The sequence below is a fragment of the Janthinobacterium sp. YR213 genome, from assembly GCF_900099875.1.
Classification (GTDB): domain Bacteria; phylum Pseudomonadota; class Gammaproteobacteria; order Burkholderiales; family Burkholderiaceae_D; genus Janthinobacterium; species Janthinobacterium lividum.
Window position 1 is genome coordinate 632,560 of record NZ_FNDA01000004.1, and the last position, 19,587, is coordinate 652,146.

The 19,587-nt window shown below is 62.4% G+C and carries 13 protein-coding genes and 2 riboswitches; of the genes, 7 read left to right on the forward strand and 6 right to left on the reverse strand.

Annotated elements, in window-relative coordinates; genetic code table 11:
• Positions 1–84: 84 nt before the first annotated feature.
• The 3 genes from gcvP to gcvT all read right to left on the reverse strand — a co-directional run bounded on the left by gcvP (position 85) and on the right by gcvT (position 4,661).
• On the reverse strand, positions 85–2,985 hold the full coding sequence (gcvP, locus tag BLT98_RS20555) for an aminomethyl-transferring glycine dehydrogenase (RefSeq protein ID WP_092610934.1): 2,901 nt from the start codon (positions 2,983–2,985) through the stop codon (positions 85–87).
• A 103-nt stretch (positions 2,986–3,088) separates the two neighbouring features.
• Positions 3,089–3,469, reverse strand: coding sequence for a glycine cleavage system protein GcvH (gene gcvH, locus BLT98_RS20560; RefSeq protein ID WP_034784168.1), 381 nt, complete (start codon positions 3,467–3,469; stop codon positions 3,089–3,091).
• A 70-nt stretch (positions 3,470–3,539) separates the two neighbouring features.
• Positions 3,540–4,661 (reverse strand): glycine cleavage system aminomethyltransferase GcvT, encoded by a 1,122-nt coding sequence (gcvT, locus tag BLT98_RS20565; protein ID WP_070279245.1) that lies wholly within the window; start codon positions 4,659–4,661, stop codon positions 3,540–3,542.
• 74 nt (positions 4,662–4,735) lie between these two features.
• Positions 4,736–4,841: riboswitch (glycine riboswitch) on the reverse strand.
• Between the two features lie 28 nt (positions 4,842–4,869).
• Positions 4,870–4,956, reverse strand: a riboswitch (glycine riboswitch).
• A gap of 169 nt (positions 4,957–5,125) precedes the next feature.
• Between gcvT and BLT98_RS20570 the strand changes: the two genes are divergently transcribed.
• From BLT98_RS20570 to def, 7 genes are all read left to right on the forward strand, one after another.
• Positions 5,126–5,698: an ATP-dependent Clp protease proteolytic subunit gene (locus BLT98_RS20570; RefSeq protein WP_070257426.1), complete on the forward strand. Its 573-nt coding sequence runs from the start codon at positions 5,126–5,128 to the stop codon at positions 5,696–5,698.
• Between the two features lie 147 nt (positions 5,699–5,845).
• Positions 5,846–6,481, forward strand: coding sequence for a phosphatase PAP2 family protein (locus BLT98_RS20575; protein WP_225317295.1), 636 nt, complete (start codon positions 5,846–5,848; stop codon positions 6,479–6,481).
• Between the two features lie 184 nt (positions 6,482–6,665).
• The gene (gene smc, locus BLT98_RS20580) at positions 6,666–10,193 is read left to right on the forward strand and encodes a chromosome segregation protein SMC (protein ID WP_092610937.1); all 3,528 of its coding nucleotides are present in this window, start codon (positions 6,666–6,668) and stop codon (positions 10,191–10,193) included.
• Positions 10,190–11,353: a cell division protein ZipA C-terminal FtsZ-binding domain-containing protein gene (locus tag BLT98_RS20585; RefSeq protein WP_034784162.1), complete on the forward strand. Its 1,164-nt coding sequence runs from the start codon at positions 10,190–10,192 to the stop codon at positions 11,351–11,353. The genes smc and BLT98_RS20585 overlap by 4 nt, the downstream gene beginning before the upstream one ends.
• A gap of 14 nt (positions 11,354–11,367) precedes the next feature.
• Positions 11,368–13,734 (forward strand): NAD-dependent DNA ligase LigA, encoded by a 2,367-nt coding sequence (ligA, locus tag BLT98_RS20590; protein WP_092610940.1) that lies wholly within the window; start codon positions 11,368–11,370, stop codon positions 13,732–13,734.
• A 25-nt stretch (positions 13,735–13,759) separates the two neighbouring features.
• Positions 13,760–14,653 (forward strand): UTP--glucose-1-phosphate uridylyltransferase GalU, encoded by an 894-nt coding sequence (gene galU / locus BLT98_RS20595; protein WP_034784160.1) that lies wholly within the window; start codon positions 13,760–13,762, stop codon positions 14,651–14,653.
• Positions 14,650–15,186 (forward strand): peptide deformylase, encoded by a 537-nt coding sequence (gene def / locus BLT98_RS20600; protein ID WP_034784158.1) that lies wholly within the window; start codon positions 14,650–14,652, stop codon positions 15,184–15,186. Before galU ends, def begins: the two co-directional genes overlap by 4 nt.
• Before the next feature lie 78 nt (positions 15,187–15,264).
• Here the strand turns inward: def and BLT98_RS20605 are convergent, their stop codons facing one another.
• From BLT98_RS20605 to BLT98_RS20615, 3 genes are all read right to left on the reverse strand, one after another.
• Complete coding sequence (locus BLT98_RS20605) at positions 15,265–16,029, reverse strand: flagellar brake protein (RefSeq protein WP_080753528.1); 765 nt, start codon at positions 16,027–16,029, stop codon at positions 15,265–15,267.
• Positions 16,030–16,181: 152 nt separating this feature from the next.
• Positions 16,182–16,931, reverse strand: coding sequence for a pseudouridine synthase (locus BLT98_RS20610; protein WP_034752263.1), 750 nt, complete (start codon positions 16,929–16,931; stop codon positions 16,182–16,184).
• 43 nt (positions 16,932–16,974) lie between these two features.
• Positions 16,975–19,542, reverse strand: coding sequence for a [protein-PII] uridylyltransferase (locus BLT98_RS20615; RefSeq protein ID WP_034784157.1), 2,568 nt, complete (start codon positions 19,540–19,542; stop codon positions 16,975–16,977).
• Between the last annotated feature and the right edge of the window lie 45 nt (positions 19,543–19,587).

A 19,587-nucleotide genomic window follows, 5' to 3' on the forward strand; every position in this document is an offset into this window, starting at 1 on the left:
GTGGATGTGCAGGCATAAAAAAAGGCAGGCCGCGTGGCCTGCCTTCTTGTCGTCGACACGCCCGCGGAAGCGGGCGCCCGGCGCTTACTCTTCTTCGTACGAGCTGATGGGCGCGCAGCCGCAGAACAGGTTGCGGTCGCCGTACACGTTGTCGGCGCGGCCGACTGGTGGCCAGTATTTGCGCTGGCGCAGGGAAGCGACGGGGTAGGCGGCGATTTCGCGGCTGTACTTGCGTTCCCAGTTGTCCGACATCAACACCTGTGCCGTGTGCGGCGCGTTTTTCAGCGGGTTGTCGTCGTGGTCGAATTCACCGCTGGCGACCTTGGCGATTTCCGCGCGGATGGCGATCATGGCGTCGATGAAGCGGTCGATTTCCACTTTCGATTCGCTTTCCGTCGGCTCGATCATCAGGGTGCCCGGCACGGGGAAGCTCATGGTCGGCGCATGGAAACCGAAGTCCATCAAACGCTTGGCCACGTCTTCGTTGCTGATGCCGGTGGCGTCCGTGATCGGGCGCAGGTCCAGGATGCACTCGTGCGCGACTAGGCCGTCGTGGCCCGAGTACAGCACGGGGTAGTGCGGCGCCAGGCGGCGCGCGATGTAGTTCGCCGCCAGGATCGCCGTCTCGGTGGCGGCCGTCAAGCCTTCCGCGCCCATCATGGCGATGTACATCCACGAAATCGGCAGGATGCTGGCCGAGCCGAATGGCGCGGCGCTGACGGCGCCGATGCCGGCCACATCGCGCTGGTAGCCGGAGGAACGCTGGTTCGGCAGGAATTTCGCCAGGTGGGCGCCGACGCCGATCGGGCCGACGCCTGGTCCGCCGCCGCCGTGCGGGATGCAGAAGGTCTTGTGCAGGTTCAGGTGCGACACGTCGCCGCCAAACGAGCCGGGAGCGGCCACGCCGACCAGCGCGTTCATGTTGGCGCCGTCGATGTAGACCTGGCCGCCGTGCGAGTGGATGATCTCGCACAGTTCCTGGATGCCTTCTTCAAACACGCCGTGGGTGGATGGGTAGGTGACCATTACGCAGGCCAGGTTGGCGCTGTGCTTTTCCGCTTTCGCTTTCAGGTCGGCCAAGTCCACGTTGCCGTTAGCGTCGCAGCTGGTGACGACCACCTGCATGCCGACCATGTTGGCCGATGCCGGGTTGGTGCCGTGCGCCGACGACGGGATCAGGCAGATGTTGCGGTGGCCTTCGCCGCGCGATTCGTGGTAGGCCTTGATCACCAGCAGACCCGCGTATTCACCCTGCGAGCCGGCGTTAGGCTGCAGCGAGACGGCCGCGTAGCCTGTCAGCGCGCACAGCATCTCTTCCAGTTGCGCGATCATTTCGCGGTAGCCGACCGTTTGCGCATCGGGAGCGAACGGGTGGATGTTGGAGAACTCGGGCCAGGTGACGGGAATCATTTCACTCGTCGCGTTCAGCTTCATGGTGCACGAGCCGAGCGGGATCATGGTGCGGTCCAGCGCCAGGTCCTTGTCGGCCAGGCTGCGCAGGTAGCGCAGCATTTCGTGTTCCGAGTGGTAGCTGTTGAAGACGGGGTGGGTCAGGTAGGCGCTCTCGCGCGCCAGCTGTGCCGGCAGGGCGCTGGTGACGCCAGCTTCCACGCTGTCCAGGTCAGGCGCGGCAGGCGCGTTGGCCAGGCCGTGCGCGAACACTTTCCACAGCAGCGCGATATCGTCGCGCGTGGTGGTTTCATCGAGCGACACGCCGACATGGGTATTGTCGATCTTGCGCAGGTTGACGCCGTGGTGCATGGCCGTCGCGTGCAGTTGCGCCGCATCGGCGACATTGATGGTCAGGGTGTCGAAGTAGCTCGCGTTGACGACGCCATAGCCGAGGGTCTTCAGGTTGGCGGCCAGCACGCCCGTGTAGCGGTGCACGCGCTGGGCGATCTGCAGCAGGCCGGCAGGACCGTGGTAGACGGCGTACATCGAGGCCATCACGGCCAGCAGCACTTGCGCCGTGCAGATGTTCGAGGTCGCTTTTTCGCGGCGGATATGCTGTTCGCGCGTTTGCAGGGCCAGGCGATACGCCTTGTTGCCTTGCGCATCGACGGTCACGCCGACCAGGCGGCCCGACATATTGCGCTTGAATTCATCGCGTGTCGACAGATAGCCCGCGTGCGGGCCGCCGAAACCGAGCGGCACGCCGAAGCGCTGGCTGTTGCCGACGACGACGTCGGCGCCCCATTCGCCCGGCGGCGTCAGCATGGTCAGGGCCAGCAGGTCGGCCGCGACGATGACCATGGCGCCATTCGCGTGCAGTTTTTCCACGCCGGCGCGGTAGTCGCGCACGACGCCGTTGACGCCAGGGTATTGCAGCAGCACGCCGAAGCAGGCGTCCAGCGACTCGATTTCAGCCGGGTCGAAGGTGCGCACTTCGATGCCGATCGGCTGGGCGCGCGTCTGCACCACTTCCAGCGTTTGCGGCAGCACGTCGTTGGCGACGTACAGCACGTTCGACTTCGACTTGCCCACGCGCTGGATCAGGGTCATCGCCTCGGCGGCGGCCGTGCCTTCGTCCAGCATCGAGGCGTTCGAGATGCCCATGCCGGTCAGATCCGTGATCACTTGCTGGAAGTTCAAAATCGCTTCCAGGCGGCCTTGCGAAATCTCTGGCTGGTAAGGCGTGTACGCCGTGTACCAGGCCGGGTTTTCAAAGATGTTGCGCAACACGACGCCAGGGGTGAACGTGTTGTAGTAGCCCTGGCCGATCAGGGATTTGAGTACCTGGTTCTTGCCGGCGATGGCTTTCAGGCGCGACAGGGCTTCCTGTTCCGGCATGGGCTGCGAGTACGCGCCCAGGGGCAGGGCGCCCTTGTTGCGGATGTTGGCCGGTACCAGGGCGTCGATCAGCGCGGCGCGCGATGGATAGCCGAGGGTCGCCAGCATGGCTTGCTGTTCGGTGGCAGAAGGGCCGATGTGGCGGGCGATGAAGGCATCGCGTGCTTCGAGTTGGGTCAGGCTGGTGCGGGTCATGATATAGAGGCCAAAAAAGACTGAAAAACCGGGATGCGGCGCGCGGACGCAGCGCAGAAAAAATGCAAACGGGCCGCGATTGCGGCCCGTGAGTCAAACGCGATTACGCGCCGGTGGTGGCGCCATAGGCGGCAGCGTCGAGCAAGCCGTCCAGGGCCGACACGTCGGCTGGCTTGATCTTGAACAGCCAGTTGGCGTAGGCGTCGGCGTTGATCGACTCAGGCGAGTTGACCACGTCGTCGTTGACGGCCACGACTTCGCCGGCGATCGGCGCGTAGATGTCGCTCGCTGCCTTGACCGATTCCACCACGGCGGCGTCGTCGCCGGCGCCGTAGGTATTGCCCACGGTTGGCAGTTCGACGAAGACTATGTCGCCCAGGGCGTCCTGCGCGTACTCGGTGATGCCGACGGTGATCGTGCCGTCGCCTTCAAGGCGTACCCATTCGTGGGAAGCGGTGTACTTCAGTTCTGCAGGAATGTTCATGTGTGGCTCCAGATGGTAAGTGTTCGTTATTGATTATGGTTGTACGGTCTTGCGGGCGGCTCTAATACGCTTACGCAGCCAGGATTTTACCGTTACGCACGAAAGGCAGCTTGACAACAGAAGCGGCCAGCTGCTTGCCGCGGATTTCCACGTGCACGGTGTCGCCCACGTTCACGCCGTTCGGCACGCGCGCCAGGGCAATCGCTTCCTGCATCGTCGGGCTGAAGGTGCCGCTGGTGATTTCGCCCGTGGCTTCGCTGCCTGCGATGATGACTTTCTGGTGGGCGCGCAGCACGCCGCCTTTTTCGCGCAGGATCAGGCCCACGAATTGCGCGTTCTGGCCTTTGGCCAGCAGGGCGGCCTTGCCGATGAAGTCGCGCTCGCTGACCAGGTCGATGGTCCACGCCAGGCCCGCGTCGAGCGGGTTGACGGTTTCATCCATGTCCTGGCCGTACAGATTCATGCCCGCTTCCAGGCGCAGGGTATCGCGCGCGCCCAGGCCCGCCGGCTTGACGCCGGCCGCTGCCAGGGCGTTCCACAGGGCTTCCACCTGGGTGGCGGCCACGCCGATTTCAAAGCCGTCTTCACCCGTGTAACCGGTGCGCGCCAACATGACTTCGCCGAAAGCCGTGTCCTTGACGATGACGACGTTGAATGGCTTGATGGCTTCGGAGGCCGCTTGCGTTTCCGGCAGCACTTGCCACACCTTGGCGCGGGCGTTCGGGCCTTGCACGGCGACCAGCGCCATGGCGTCATTGCCGTCGCGGCGCTGGGTGATCGTCAGGCCGCTGTTGGTGCTGGTATTTTGCTGCTGCATCCAGGCCACGTCTTTTTCCGCCGTGCCCGCGTTGACGACCAGACGGAACCAGTTTTCATTGAAGAAGTAAACGATCAAGTCATCGATGACGGTACCTTCGGCATTGAGCATGCACGAGTACAGCGCCTTGCCCGACACTTGCAGCTTGTCAACGTTGTTGGCCAGCAAGCCGCGCAGGAAAGCGCGCACGTTCGGACCTTCGATATCGACCACGCACATATGGGACACGTCGAACATGCCGGCGTCGCCGCGCACGGCATTGTGTTCTTCGATTTGCGAGCCGTAGTTGACGGGCATGTCCCAGCCGCCGAAATCGACCATGCGGGCGCCGAGGGCACGGTGGGCGTTATTGAGTGGGGTCGCTTTGAGCGTCATGGATTCCTCGGGACGAAGGTAAAAGGGGAGTTAACAAAACATAGAATAGCCAAACACGGCTTTCCAGCGTGATCACTGACCCCCCTGTCCTTTGTACCTGAGAGATTACGGGGGCTTGCCCCGTGCGCCCCTTCGGTGGGTCGCCGGCAATAGCCGCGGCCGCTCTCCAGAGTTGAGCTGAAACGTGTCGCCAAAGCAACAGCTTCAGTTCGCCTGATCGGTCCTTTTGCCTGAGAGTTTTTGGGTAGTGCCCCTTCGGCGGCAACGCTGGTTTGCCCTCTCCCGATCAAGTGGGAGGAATATATGCCAGCAGGGTGTTTCTGTCAATCTGAAAAGACGTTGCCAAATTGCAGCAAAAGCCCCGGTTTGCGGGGCTGGGAGGGGCGCTGGCCCGGTGCAAAAGGGCGCCCGGCCACGCGGGAATGCGCTATGATGAAATTCTGGCTTTCTTGCGGGTGCCTGCCATGAACACTACACAAAGCGAGACGCAAAACAACACCGAGCAGCACGGTTACTTTACCCTTTCGGGCGACGTCAACAGCGACATGGTGCGGCGCGTCTTCAACGCCGTGGCCGACATCACGGAAGACAAGCTTACCACCGCGCACATTTTGATCCAGTCCAACGGCGGCTATGTCAGCGATGGCATCTGTCTGTACAACTTTCTCAGCAAGTTGCCGCTCGACATCATTACCTACAATGCGGGCGCCGTGGCGTCCATCGCCGTCACCCTGTTCCTGGCGGGGCGGCACCGCCACGCCAGCGACACGGCCCGTTTCATGGTGCACAAGTCGCATGCGACAGCCTCGCCCGGATCGCGCCCCGACGCGCTCAGCATCATCGTCGAGGGCTTGCGCGCCGACGACATGCGCACCGAGCGCATCCTGCGCGGCCACGTCAACCTGACGGAAGAGCAGTGGCAGGTGCACGCGTATTCCGACCTGCACCTGACGGCCGACCAGGCGCTGGAAGTGGGCATGATCGAATCGATCCGCGACTTTGCGCCGCCCAAGGGCAAGCGCTTGACGAATATCTGACGCGTGCCTTGCAATGCCCGGCGGATGGTTTCGGCGTGGAAATTTTGTAATCGAATGTAATTCTTCGCTGCAGCACAGCAAAAGCCGCGCGGAACAGCACTGAGTCGTGGCATAGTGCAAGCTGATCATGAAATAAGTGCAGGCACGATGACTTGGTGGAATGGAATTTCTTTTGCGGCCGATATGGCCGTGATGGGGCCGGCTGGCGTGGCGATCGCCCTCTGGTTGCTCGTTTCGCGCCAGTGGCGCCTGGTACTGAGCTGGAGCCTGTGGTACGGCGGCGGCCTGGCCCTCGTGGTGCTGTCGAAGCTGGCCTTCATGAGCTGGGGCGTGGGCAGCAGCGCGCTCGATTTTACGGGTTTCAGCGGCCACGCCATGCGCGCTGGCGCCGTGTTTCCCGTGCTGATGTATGTGCTGCTGCAGCGGGCCGCACCGCGCTGGCGCCATGCCGGCGTGCTCGTCGGCGTGGCGTTTGCCGTGCTGGTGGCTATTTCCCGCGTGGTCGTCCATGCGCACAGCGTGTCGGAAGCCGTCAGCGGCTGCGTGCTGGGTCTGGCGCTGGCGCTGGGCTTCATGTGGAATGCCCGCGGCGCCGTCAATTTTGCCGTCAGCCATGCGCTGGCCCTGGCCAGCCTGGTGCTGATGGTGGTGCTCAGCTTCAAGGCCGAACCCATGCCGACCGAGCAATGGCTGCAAAAACTGGCCCTGGTGCTGTCCGGCCATGAACGTGTTTTTTCCCGCGAAGACTGGAAACTGGCGCAGGATGGCCGCCCAGCCCCATGATGCGGGGCAGGCTGGCGCCTGGCGCCACGGTTTTTTGGCCAGAAAAGCATCAGGAAATGGTATGATGAACCACTTTTTTTGCGGTGCATGGCCAGACAGCCGCCGCGATGGTGCATCTGAAGTGAATATGAACCGGGTTCACCCATAATATAACCGCCAGCATAGGCCAGGAACTCTAAAACACGTGCGTCTCTCTTCCATCAAGTTGTCGGGATTTAAGTCTTTCGTCGATCCCACCAATTTCCAGGTGCCAGGCCAGCTCGTGGGCGTGGTCGGGCCGAATGGCTGCGGCAAGTCGAACATCATCGACGCCGTGCGCTGGGTGCTGGGCGAATCGAAAGCGTCGGAACTGCGCGGCGAGTCCATGCAGGACGTCATTTTCAATGGCTCCACGCACCGCAAGCCGGCCGGGCGCGCCTCGGTCGAGCTGGTATTCGACAACAACGATGGCAAGGCCTCGGGCCAATGGGGCCAGTACGCCGAGATCGCCGTCAAGCGCACCCTGACGCGCGACGGCACGTCCACCTATTACATCAATGGCCAGCCCGTGCGCCGGCGCGACATCCAGGATATTTTCCTTGGCACGGGCCTCGGTCCGCGCGCCTACGCCATCATCGGCCAGGGCATGATTTCGCGCATCATCGAATCGCGTCCCGAAGAATTGCGCGTCTTCCTGGAAGAGGCGGCTGGCGTTTCCAAATACAAGGAACGCCGCCGCGAGACGGAAAACCGCTTGCAGGACACGCGCGAGAATTTGCTGCGCGTGGAAGACATCTTGCGCGAACTCAATGCCAACCTGGAAAAGCTGGAAGCGCAGGCGGCCGTGGCCACCCGTTTCCACGCCTTGCAGGCGGACCAGGAAGAAAAACAAAAACTGTTGTGGTTGCTGCGCAAGAACGAGGCGCAAAACGAGCAGACGCGCTATTTCCGCGAAGTGGAACAGGCGCAGACGGACCTGGAAGAGCAGACGGCCAAGCTGCGCAATGTGGAACTGACCCTCGAGCAGATGCGCCAGGCGCACTTTGCCGTGGGCGACCGTTTGCACACGGCGCAAGGCCATCTGTACCAGACGAATGCGGAAATCGGCAGCCTGGAAGCGCAGATCAAGTTCGTCATCGAATCGCGCGCGCGCCTGCAGGCGCAGCTGGCGACCCTGACGGCCCAGCGCGACCAGTGGACGCAACAGGGTGGCGAATACCAGGAACAGATCGAAGAGGCGGAATTTCATCTCGAAGAGCTGGCTGCCAAGGTCGAGCAATCGCAAATGATGGCGGAGCAGAAGGGCGAGCAATTGCCCGAGCTCGACGCCGCCTGGCGCGCCGCGCAAAACAAGAGCACGGAATCGCGCGCCCGGATCATGCAGGCCCAGCAGCAGCTGGAACTGGAATCGGCACACCAGCGCAACGCCTCGAACATCCTGGCCAGTCTCCTGAGCCGCCGCGAGCGCCTGCAGCAGGAAAAGAACAGCCTGAGTTTGCCCGACAGCAGCCATCTGGAAAACCTGAAACTGCAGCTGGAAGAAAAGCAGCAAACGCTGGAAGAACAGGGCTTCTACCTGGAAGAGGCGCTGGAGCAGCAGCCGAAGCTGGAGCAGGAACGGATGGAGGCGCAGGCGCAGGTCAATGCCGAAACAGCCGCCAACGCCCAGCTGGAAGCGCGTCTTTCTGCTTTGAAACAATTGCAGGAACGGGTACAGACCCAGGGCAAGGTTCAGCCATGGCTGAAAAAGCACGAGCTCGACACCTTGCCGCGCCTGTGGCAAAAGCTGCAGATCGAAGCGGGCTGGGAAGCGGCCATGGAATCGATCTTGCGCGAGCGCACGTCGGCCCTGCAACTGTCGAACATCGACTGGGCCAAGGCATTCTTTGCCGACGCGCCGCCGGCCAAGCTGGCCCTGTATGCGCCATCCACCGTGGCGCCGCTGCCGATGCCGGAAGTGCCGGGTCTGAAACCGTTCCTGAACTTGCTCAAACTCAATGATCCGGGCTTGCGCGGCTTATTGCAGGATTGGCTGTATAACGCCTACGCCGTGGAAGACGCGGCCGAAGCCCTGGCCGAACGCGCAAAGTTGCCGCCAGGCGGCTACTTCGTCACGCGCGCCGGTCACGTGGTCACGGCCACCAGCGTGCGCTTCTATGCGGCTGATTCGGAGCAGGAAGGCATGCTGGGCCGCCAGCAGGAAATCGAGAATATCGGCAAGCAATTGCGCGCCCAGCAATTGCTGGCCGAAGAGGCGCGCGCCCGTTCCGTACGGGCCGACGCGGCCGTGGGGGCCTTGACGCGCAACCTGTCCGACCTGCGCCTGCGCATCCAGCAACTGACGGCATCCGTGCATACCTTGCAGCTCGACGTGGTCAAATTGTCGGAAGTGGAAGCGCGTTTCAACCAGCGCAGCACGCAGATCGGCGCCGACCTGGCCGAAATCGCCGCGCAGGAAGCGGAACAGATGCAGACCAAGCTGGAATCGGAAGAAAAATTCGAACAGCTGGACATGGAACTGGGCAACTTGCAGGAAGCGCACGAAGACGGCCATACGGACTTCCTGCAGAAGGAACAGCGCTTGGCCGAAGCGCGCGAAGCCTTGCGCGACCTGGAGCGGGCCGCCAAGGATACGGAATACGCGGAAAAAGCCCACCGCGCGAAGATCGAGGAGTTGCGCCGCAACATCGCCACGGCCAGTACGCAGGCCCAGCAAGTGACTGCCAGCCTGCAGGCGGGCGAACTGGAACTGGCCAACCTGGAAAGCGGTGCGGCGGCCGACGGCTTGCAGGACTTGCTCGAACGCCGCACGACGCAGGAGCGGGCGCTGGCCGATGCGCGCCATGAACTCGATCAGATCACGCAGCAGCTGCGCCTGTCCGAAGATGCGCGCACGCAATCGGAACGCAGTCTGCAGCCGCAGCGCGACAAAATCATGGAAATGCAGCTCAAGGAACAGGCCGCGCGCCTGAACCAGGAGCAATTCGCCCAGCAATTGCTGGAGTCGGGCGCCGATGAAGCGGTCCTGACGGAAAAATTGCACCCGGACATGCGTCCCTCGTATCTGCAGGGCGAAGTGACGCGTTTGACGAATGCCATCACGGGCCTGGGCGCCGTCAACCTGGCCGCGCTGGACGAGCTGGCGCAGGCATCCGAGCGCAAGAATTTCCTCGATGCCCAGAATGCCGACCTGACGGAAGCGATCAATACGCTGGAAGACGCGATCCACAAGATCGACAAGGAAACGCGCGACTTGCTGCAAGACACGTTCGACAAGGTCAACCATCACTTTTCCGAGCTGTTCCCGATTCTGTTCGGCGGCGGCCAGGCGAAACTGACCATGACGGGCGACGAGATTCTCGATTCCGGTGTACAAGTCATGGCGCAGCCTCCCGGCAAGAAAAATGCCACCATCCACCTGTTGTCAGGTGGAGAGAAGGCGCTGACCGCGACCGCATTGGTGTTTTCCATGTTCCGCCTGAATCCGGCGCCGTTCTGCCTGCTCGACGAAGTCGATGCACCGTTGGACGATTCGAACACGGAACGCTTCTGCCGCATGGTCAAGCGCATGTCCGACCAGACCCAATTCCTTTTCATTTCGCATAACAAGATTGCGATGGAAATGGCCCATCAATTGATCGGTGTGACGATGCAGGAGCAGGGCGTATCGCGCATCGTGGCGGTGGACATGGAGTCCGCCGCAAATTTTGCAACCGAGGCACAAGCAGCATGACAGACCTTCAAATTACCTTGTTCGGCGCCGGCGGCGTCTTTATCGTCGGCGTTTTCTCGTATAACAAATGGCAGGAATACAAGGCCAAGAAAAGTGTGGAACGGGCCTTTTCCACTGACCACGACGACGTGCTGATGCGCGAGGGCGACGCCCCCGCCGTGGAAGCCCAGGAACCCGTCTTGCGCCAGGAGCCGCGCTTCGACGCGGCGCCCGCCGCCAAGGCCGAACCATCGTTCGGCGCGCCGCCAGCGGCCCCCGTACCTGACGCGCCCGTGCATGCGGAACCTTCGCTGGCCGATGCCGACCCTGCACCCGCCACGCCTGCCGCGCCGGCGCAGCAGGAAGTCAGCGCCGCCAGCGAACAGGCAACCAGCCTGGTCGACCCGCTGATCGATTGCCTGCTGCCCCTGTCGCTGGAAGCGCCCGTGCGCGGCGACAAGATCCTGCCCGTGCTGCAAACCCTGCGCCTGGTGGGTAACAAGCCCGTGCACTTCATCGGCTTGCACGTGAATGGCGACTGGGAACCGATCACGCATGGCGGTGTCTACACCAAGATGCAGGGCGGCGTGCAGCTGGCCAGCCGTAGCACGGCCTTGAATGAACTGGAATACTCGGAACTGGTCACGCGCCTGCGCGGTGTGGCCGACGAGATCGGCGCCGAGCCGGAAGTGCCCGACATGATGGAAGTGATGGCCGAAGCGCGCAATCTGCACCGTTTCGTGGCCGGTCACGATGCCCAGCTGGGTGTGAACCTGCACACGAATGGCGCGCCATGGGCCATTTCCACCTTGCTGTTCGCGCTGGAAAAACAGGGCTTTGACGTGCGTCCTGATGGCCGTTTCGTCATGCCGGACGGCGACGGCGGCTATCTGTTCTCGCTGTCGACGAATGTCACCCTGGCCGAAGAAACGACGCCACGCCTGACCCTGTTGCTGGATGTGCCATGCGTGGCGCCTGCACGCGACGGTTTCGGCGCCATGGTCGCCTGCGCCAAGGCATTGGTGGGCCGCCTGGACGCGACCATCGTCGACGATTACAACCAGGCCTTGTCCGATGCGGCGCTGGCCGAGATCGCCGGCCAGGTGCAAGAGTTTTACCAGGAAATGGACGCGGCCGACATTCCGGCCGGCTCCACCCGCGCCCTGCGTTTATTTAGCTGAAGAATCCCGCAACAATGACTGATCCGATCAACCAGGACGCCGCAGCGCGGAATGCCGCCCAGCGCGTCCTGGCACTCACGGCCGAACTCAATCGGCATCTGCACGCCTACCACGTGCTCGACAATCCCACCATTCCCGACGCCGAGTACGACAAGCTGTTTGTCGAACTGCAGGCGCTGGAAGCAGCCCATCCCAAATTGCGCACGCCCGATTCGCCCACCTTGCGCGTGGGCGCGGCGCCCTTGCCGCAATTCGAGCAAGTCACGCACACGGTGCCGATGCTGTCGCTGAATAATGGTTTTTCCGATGACGATATCGTCAATTTCGACCGCCGCGTGCGCGAAGGCCTGGACCTTGACGGTGCAGAGGTCGACTATGCGGCCGAAGTGAAATTCGACGGCCTGGCCATCAACCTGCGCTATGAAAACGGCCTGTTCGTGCAGGCGGCCACGCGCGGCGATGGCGCCACGGGCGAAGACGTGACGGCGAATATCCGCACCATTTCCGGCATCCCGCTGCGCCTGCATGGCGACAGGATTCCTGCCGTGCTCGACGTGCGCGGCGAAGTGATGATGTTCAAGGCCGATTTTGCCCGTTTGAACGAACGCCAGCGCGAAGCGGGGCAGAAGGAATTCGCCAACCCGCGCAATGCGGCCGCCGGCAGCCTGCGCCAGCTCGATTCGCGCATCACGGCGCAGCGCAAGCTGCGTTTCTATGCGTATGGCATCGGCGCCCTCGATGGCGCCGCCATGCCGGTGTCGCATTCGGCCTTGCTGGACTGGTACGAAACGCTGGGCATCCCCGTGTCGAAGGAGCGCAAGGTAGTGCAGGGCGCGCAGGGCTTGCTGGCATATTACGCCGATATCGGCGCGCGCCGGCCCGTCTTGCCCTACGAAATCGACGGCGTGGTCTACAAGGTGAATGCGACGGAAGACCAGCAGGAACTGGGCTTTGTGTCGCGCGCGCCCCGTTTTGCGCTGGCGCACAAGTTCCCCGCCGAAGAGGCGCTGACGCAGGTGCTGGGCATCGATATCCAGGTGGGCCGCACGGGTGCCATGACACCCGTGGCGCGCCTGGCGCCCGTGTCCGTGGGTGGCGTGACGGTGACCAACGCCACCTTGCACAATGAAGATGAAGTGCTGCGCAAGGATGTGCGCGTGGGCGACACCGTCATCGTGCGCCGCGCTGGCGACGTGATTCCCGAAGTGCTGAGCGTGGTGCTGGAAAAACGCCCGGAACCGGCGCCGCTGCCGTTCAAGATGCTGGAAGCGTGCCCCGTCTGCGGCTCGCACGTGGTGCGTGAAGAGGGCGAGGCGATTGCCCGCTGCTCGGGTGGCCTGTTCTGTTCGGCACAGCGCAAGGAAGCGTTCCGCCATTTTGCGGGCCGCCGCATGATGGATATCGAAGGCCTGGGCGAACGTTATATCGATACCCTGGTCGAACTGGAATACGTGCATGGCTTGGCCGACTTGTACGGCCTGACCCTGGATAAACTGCTGGAAATGAAAGTGCGCGCCGACGAGCGCGACGGTTCGACGCCTGAAACAGTGCAACAAGGCAAGATTCCTACCAAGTGGGCGGAAAATCTGCTGGCCGGCATCGAGGCGAGCAAGCGCCCGCCGCTTGAACGTTTCCTGTTCGCGCTGGGCATCCGCCACGTGGGGGAATCGACGGCCAAGACCCTGGCCGAATGGCTGGGCAGCCTGGCGTATGTACGCAAAGCGCCGGCGGCCTTGCTGCGCGTGCTGCCCGATATCGGCGGCACCGTGGCCGAATCGATTGCCGACTTCTTTGCGGAAGAAAAGAATCAGCAGGCGCTGCAGGCATTGCTGGATGCCGGTGTCACGCCGCAGGGCGAACATGCGCCCAGCGCCAAGCTGCGCACGCAGCTCGAACAAACTACCTTGCTGGCCGCCATCGGCATCCCGAAGCTGACGGAGCCGCGCAGCAAGCAGCTGGTGGAGCGGGGCGTGACCCTGGCCAGCCTGGCCGCGCAAGGCGCCAGCTTCCACGCGGGCTTGCCCGCCACCGTGGCCGAAGCGCTGGCGCAATGGCTGGCCGATGAGGGCAATGTCAAGCTGCTTGCTCAACTGGACGCCCTGCGAAATAAATTACTGTCACAATTGCCTGAAATGCCAGCCGCTGGCGGCAAACTGGACGGCAAGACTTTCGTCCTGACGGGCACCTTGCCCAACATGAGCCGCGACGAAGCCGCGGAGTTGATCGAGGCGGCCGGTGGCAAGGTCAGCGGTTCTGTATCGAAGAAGACAGGCTATGTCGTGGCCGGTTCGGATGCCGGCAGCAAGCTGGCCAAGGCCCAGGAGCTGGGTGTGGCCATACTCGACGAGGCTGGCTTGCTGGCTCTGCTGGCGCAGGACTAATCATTCAAAATACTACAGAAGACCCATGAAAAAAATCAGAAAAGCAGTTTTCCCCGTCGCCGGCCTGGGCAGCCGTTTCTTGCCAGCGACCAAGGCGCAACCGAAGGAAATGCTCCCCATCGTCGACAAGCCATTGATCCAGTACGCGGTGGAAGAAGCGGTGGCGGCCGGCATCACGGAAATGATCTTCATCACGGGCCGCAACAAGCGCGCCATCGAAGACCATTTCGATACGGCCTACGAGCTGGAGTCCGAACTGGAAGCGGCCGGCAAGCGCCAGTTGCTCGACATGGTGCAAAACGTCATTCCCAAGCACATCAATTGCATTTACATACGCCAGTCGGCGCCGCTGGGGCTGGGGCATGCCGTGCTGTGCGCCCGTCCCGTGATCGGCGACGAGCCGTTTGCCGTCTTGCTGGCCGACGATTTCATGGATGTGGAAGAGGGCGTGCGCCCCGTGCTGGCGCAGATGACCGATGTCTTCCAGTATGAAAATTGCTCGCTGCTGGCGGTGCAGGATGTGCCGCGCGCGGAAACCAAGCAGTACGGTATTGTCTCGGCAAAGAATTATCAGCCCGACCTCGAATTGGTCTCGGCCATCGTGGAAAAGCCTGCGCCCGAAGAGGCGCCATCGACCCTGGCCGTGGTGGGCCGTTATGTGCTGACCAGCCGTATCTTTAACCACCTGGAAAATATCGGCACGGGTGCCGGCGGCGAAATCCAGTTGACGGACGGCATCGCCGCCCTGATGCGCGAAGAGCGCGTGCTGGCTTACCGCTACCAGGGGCAGCGTTATGATTGCGGCTCCAAGCTAGGCTACCTGAAGGCAACGACGGCGATGGGCATGAAACATCCGGAAACGGGCGCGGCCTTCCGCACTTACTTGCAAGAACTGCAATCGGCACTGGAAGTAAAATGACCGTACGTGAAATCCTCAAGATGGGCGATCCGCGTTTGTTGCGCATGGCCGAGCCTGTGCGTGAATTCGATACGCCCGAATTGCATGCCTTGATCGCCGACATGTTCGATACCATGCATGCGGCCAATGGCGCGGGCCTGGCGGCGCCGCAGATCGGCGTCAACCTGCAGCTGGTGATCTACGGCTTCAAGCAAAACCTGCGCTATCCCGACGCGCCGCAAGTACCGGAAACCGTGCTGATCAACCCTGTGCTTACGCCTTTGTCGGAACGCAAGGAAGAGGGCTTTGAAGGCTGCCTGTCCGTGCCCGGCCTGCGCGGCAGCGTGCCGCGCTGGAGTGAACTGCATTACGAAGGCGTGGACCAGTTCGGTCAGCCCATCAGCCGCGACTGCGATGGCTTCCATGCCCGCGTGGTGCAGCACGAGGTCGACCACTTGCACGGCATTCTGTATCCGATGCGTATCGTTGACTTTACCCAGTTCGGCTATACGGAAGTGATGTTCCCCGAGTTGGATCCGAACGACGACGACTAGGCGCCGCATACCAGCCGACGATAAAACAATGGCCGCGCAGCATGAGCTGGGCGGCCATTTTTTATGCCTGAAGCAAACCTAGCGTACCTTGCGGCTGCTGCCCAAGTTATCCAGCAGCATCTTTAATTCATCCTGCATGGCATCCGTCAGGTTCAGGAAGCGGCAGCCGATCTGCACTTGTTCTCCCAGCAGGAAGGAGCGGAAGGTGCGCGACAGGCGGATTTCCAGGTCGGCGATCATGACCTTGTTTGGCCCCAGTTCCAGGCGCACGCGCGACAGCTTGCGCCCCACGTACAGGCCCACCGTGTCGCGCGGATGGGCGCGCATGCCGATGCCGCCGGCCGAGAAATCATACAGCTGCAATTCATAGGGACGGCCCTCGAGCACGAAGGCGGCCAGGTAGTACACGCCCAGCGGCGTTTCCAGGCGCGTCGATTCGCGCCGTTCCAGCACCAGGCAATGGCTGGGGAAGTTGGTCAGATATACGTTCGGCCGCTCGGGATACGCCTGCCATTCGCCATTGATGGTGAATTGCAGCTTGGCGCTTTGCACCCACGATACGAATGTGGCACCGCCTTCGGGCAGGGTGGCGCCTTCATTGAGTTCCAGCACGAATTGCGGCAAGTCGTCGTCGACGGACAGGATGCGCGCCATGATGACGTCTTCGCCGCCCGTCGGGTAGATGGAGATGGCGTCGCCATTGTCAGCCAGGCTGCACAGGGTTTCGCCGATGTCCCACGGATCGCTCATATGGTGCGGCTTGGTGCCGGGCGCCATCGGCTCGGCCACGTCAGCCAGGCTGGGCGCGCCTTTGCGCAGGGGATTGGGAATGGGATCGTTCACGACAGCGTATCTCTTTTGTTCTAATGGGGAATAGTGTATAGGTTTAAAGCAATATTTACTAAGTAAATCACAATAATTGTTTTTATATCACTATATTCCTGTTGCTTATGCGGAATGGCACGCCGCGCGGCATGCCATCCAGATGTCGCCGCTTAAAATTGTTCGTCCGCGCTCAGGTAACGCCATTGCCCCGTCGGCAAGTCGCCCAGCTTGACCTTGCCGATGCGCACGCGTTTCAGGCCCAGCACTTTCAGGCCCACGGCTTCGCACATGCGGCGGATCTGGCGTTTCTTGCCTTCGCGCAGGGTAAAGCTCAGCTGGTCTTCGTTTTGCCAGCGCACCTTGGCCGGCAGCAGCGGCTTGCCGTCGAGCCACAGGCCGTGGTTGAGCTTTTTCAGCTCGCTGTCGGGCAGGGTGCCGCCCTTGGTGTAGCTCACGCGCACCAGGTATTCCTTGTCGATATCGGTATCGTGGCCGATCAGCTGCTTGGCCACGCGGCCGTCCTGCGTCAGGACCAGCAAGCCGACGGAATCGATGTCCAGTCGGCCAGCCGCCACCAGGCTGCGCAGTTGGGTGGGGTGGAACTGTTCCGGGCTGCGGTCTTCCGCCCAGCGGTTTTCCGCCTTGATCAGGGCCACGGCAGGCGTGTAGCCGTCTTCCGCCTGGCCGCTGACATAGCCGACCGGTTTGTTGATCAGCACGGTGACCCGCTTCGATTGCTCGGCCGCCGCCTGGCGTTCCACGGTGACTCTCTGGCTCGGGTAGACCTTGCTGCCCAGTTCGGACACCACCTTGCCGTCCACACGGACCCAGCCGCGCGCGATCCATTCATCGGCTTCGCGGCGGGAGCACAGGCCCAGTTCGGACATGCGTTTGGACAAGCGTAATAATTCTTCGGTCATGTTGTTTCAGTTTCAGTAAAGGTAGGCGCTGCGCGGGAGGTCATCAAACCTTTAGCGCATCGAGTAAATCGGTTTCCAGCAATATCTGGTTGCGGGCATTGTTGAGCGCGGGACCGTCGACGAGGAAGACGTCTTCGACCCGCTCGCCCAGGGTCATGATCTTGGCCGTGTGCAAGTTAATGCGGTACTTGGTCAGCACGTTGGCGATCGCATACAGCAAGCCCGTGCGGTCGTTGGCCGCCACCGACAGCAAATAGTACTGGCCCTTTTCATCGGGCCGCAAATCCACGGTCGGCTGGAAGGGGAAGGTGCGCGACAGGCGCGACAGCCGTCCCTTGCCCGGTGGCGGCAGCGGCGTTTGCGACTGCAGCAGTTCGCCCAGCTCATGCTCGATCAGGCTGATGATGTCGCGGTAGCTCTTGGCGAAGTTTTGCTCGGTGACAAGGAACGTATCGAGTGCATAGCCATTCTTTGTCGTGTGGATCTTCGCGTCGAGAATGCTGAAGTTCTTGCGGTCGAAATAGCTGCAGATGCGCGCGAACAGGTCGGGCTGGTCGGGAATGTACACGGCCACCTGCAAGCCTTCGCCTATGGGCGCCAGCCGGCATTTTACCACCGGCAACTTGCTGTCGAGCTTGTCATACAGCGAGCGCGTCTGCCAGGCGATGTCGGACGCGTCGTGGCGCAGGAAATACGCCACGTCCAGCTGCTGCCACAGTTTCAGGTGAGCATCCGGCGGCAAGCCGTACAGGCGCAGGGTGGCCAGCGCTTCCTGCTGGCGGTTCTTCAGCTCGCGGTCGGCCGTGTGCGGCTCGCCGCCCAGCACGCGCAAGGTGATCTTGTACAGGTCTTCCAACAGCTTGCCCTTCCAGGCATTCCACACTTTCGGGCTGGTGCCGCGGATGTCGGCCACCGTCAGCAGGTACAGGCCCGTCAGGTGGCGCTCGTCCTTGACCACTTTCGCAAAGGCGGCGATGACGTCGGGATCGGAGAGATCCTGTTTTTGCGCCACTTGCGACATGGTCAGGTGATTTTCCACCAAGAAAGCCACCAGTTCCGTGTCTTCCGCCGACAGGCCGTGGTCCTGGCAGAACTGGGTGGCGTCGGCCACGCCCAGCTTCGAGTGGTCGCCGCCGCGGCCCTTGGCGATGTCGTGGAACAGGGCCGCCACGTACAGCAGCCACGACTGCGAGAAATCGGCCATCAGCTGGCTGCAGAACGGATATTCGTGCGCGTGCTCGCTCATCGTGAAGCGGCGCATGTTGCGCACCACCATCAAAATGTGCTGGTCGACCGTGTACACGTGGAACAGGTCGTGCTGCATCTGGCCCACGATGCGGCGGAAATTGGGCAGGTAGCGCCCCAGGATGCTCATCTCGTTCATGCGCCGCAGCGCATGGATGATGCCCACCGGGGCTTGCATGATGCGCAGGAAGAGGGCGCGGTTGACGGGATCCTGGCGGAAGGCGCCATCGATCTTGAAGCGCGCATGCCACAGGGCCCGCGTGGCGCGCGACGTCATGCCTTTCAGGGCCGGGCGCTCCGTCATCAGCACGAAGACTTCCAGCATGGCCGATGGGTATTGCTCGAACGTATCGTCGGCGCTGATGTCGATCAGGCTGTTGACTTCATTGAAGCGTTCGTTGATGGGCACCGCCACGTCGTCTTGCGGAAACAATCGTGCCTCGATGTTTTGCAGCAAAATCGTGTTGAGCTGAGTCACCGTCTTGGCGGCCCAGTAGTAGCGCTGCATCAAGAATTCGCTGGCGCGGCGCATGTGCGGCCCGCTGCCCGTCGCTTGCAGGCCCAGCGATTCGGCGATGGCCGTCTGCACGTCGAACACGAGGCGGTCTTCGCGCCGTCCCGCATGCAGGTGCAGGCGCACGCGGATATCCTTGAAGGCGCGCTCCTTTTCCATCAGCTGGCGCGCTTCCGTCAGGGTGATCAGGCCGCCCGTGGCCAGCGTGCGCCACGAGTTCGCCAAGCCGGCCGCCTTGGCCACCCACAGGATCACCTGCAAGTCGCGCAGGCCGCCCGGGCTTTCCTTGCAATTCGGTTCCAGGCTGAAGGCCGTGTCTTCGTATTTGGCATGGCGCTGGCGCATTTCCGCCGTTTTCGCCTGGAAGAATGCCTGCGGATCCATGGCCGCGTCATAGCGCTGCTGCAATTGCGCGAACAAGTCCGCGTTGCCGCACACGAGGCGCGCTTCGAGCAAGCTCGTTTGCACGGTGATGTCGGCCTTCGATTCGACCATGCACTCGTCGACCGTGCGGATGCTGTGGCCGATTTCCAGGCCCAGATCCCACAGCAGCTGCACCAGTTCCTCGAGCTTTTCCTGCGTGGCCGCATCGGGCGCCTGTTGCAGCAGGATCAGCAGGTCGACATCGGAATAGGGAAACAGTTCTCCGCGGCCATAACCGCCCACGCCGACCAAGGCCGTGCCGGGCGGCAAGCCGGCTTCCTGCCAGGCACGCGCCAGCACGCCGTCGACGCTGTGGCGCAGGCTGCGCAGCAGTTTTTCAGGCTTGCCGTCGGCCTGGAAGGCCGCAATGACGACCTGGCGGTCGGCTTTCAGTTGCTGTTTCAGCTGTTCCCGAACTTGCTTTTTCATCTGGGCCCTGGGTGGCGGTGGGTCGGGGTGCGGTCAAGCCTGATT

Coding starts and splice junctions, on each gene's coding strand:
- gcvT (WP_070279245.1), bottom strand. CDS start 4,661: ATGACGCTCAAAGCGACCCCACTCAATAACGCCCACCGTGCCCTCGGC.
- BLT98_RS20575 (WP_225317295.1), top strand. CDS start 5,846: ATGACTTGGTGGAATGGAATTTCTTTTGCGGCCGATATGGCCGTGATG.
- BLT98_RS20570 (WP_070257426.1), top strand. CDS start 5,126: ATGAACACTACACAAAGCGAGACGCAAAACAACACCGAGCAGCACGGT.
- ligA (WP_092610940.1), top strand. CDS start 11,368: ATGACTGATCCGATCAACCAGGACGCCGCAGCGCGGAATGCCGCCCAG.
- BLT98_RS20610 (WP_034752263.1), bottom strand. CDS start 16,931: ATGACCGAAGAATTATTACGCTTGTCCAAACGCATGTCCGAACTGGGC.
- gcvP (WP_092610934.1), bottom strand. CDS start 2,985: ATGACCCGCACCAGCCTGACCCAACTCGAAGCACGCGATGCCTTCATC.
- gcvH (WP_034784168.1), bottom strand. CDS start 3,469: ATGAACATTCCTGCAGAACTGAAGTACACCGCTTCCCACGAATGGGTA.
- BLT98_RS20585 (WP_034784162.1), top strand. CDS start 10,190: ATGACAGACCTTCAAATTACCTTGTTCGGCGCCGGCGGCGTCTTTATC.
- galU (WP_034784160.1), top strand. CDS start 13,760: ATGAAAAAAATCAGAAAAGCAGTTTTCCCCGTCGCCGGCCTGGGCAGC.
- def (WP_034784158.1), top strand. CDS start 14,650: ATGACCGTACGTGAAATCCTCAAGATGGGCGATCCGCGTTTGTTGCGC.
- BLT98_RS20615 (WP_034784157.1), bottom strand. CDS start 19,542: ATGAAAAAGCAAGTTCGGGAACAGCTGAAACAGCAACTGAAAGCCGAC.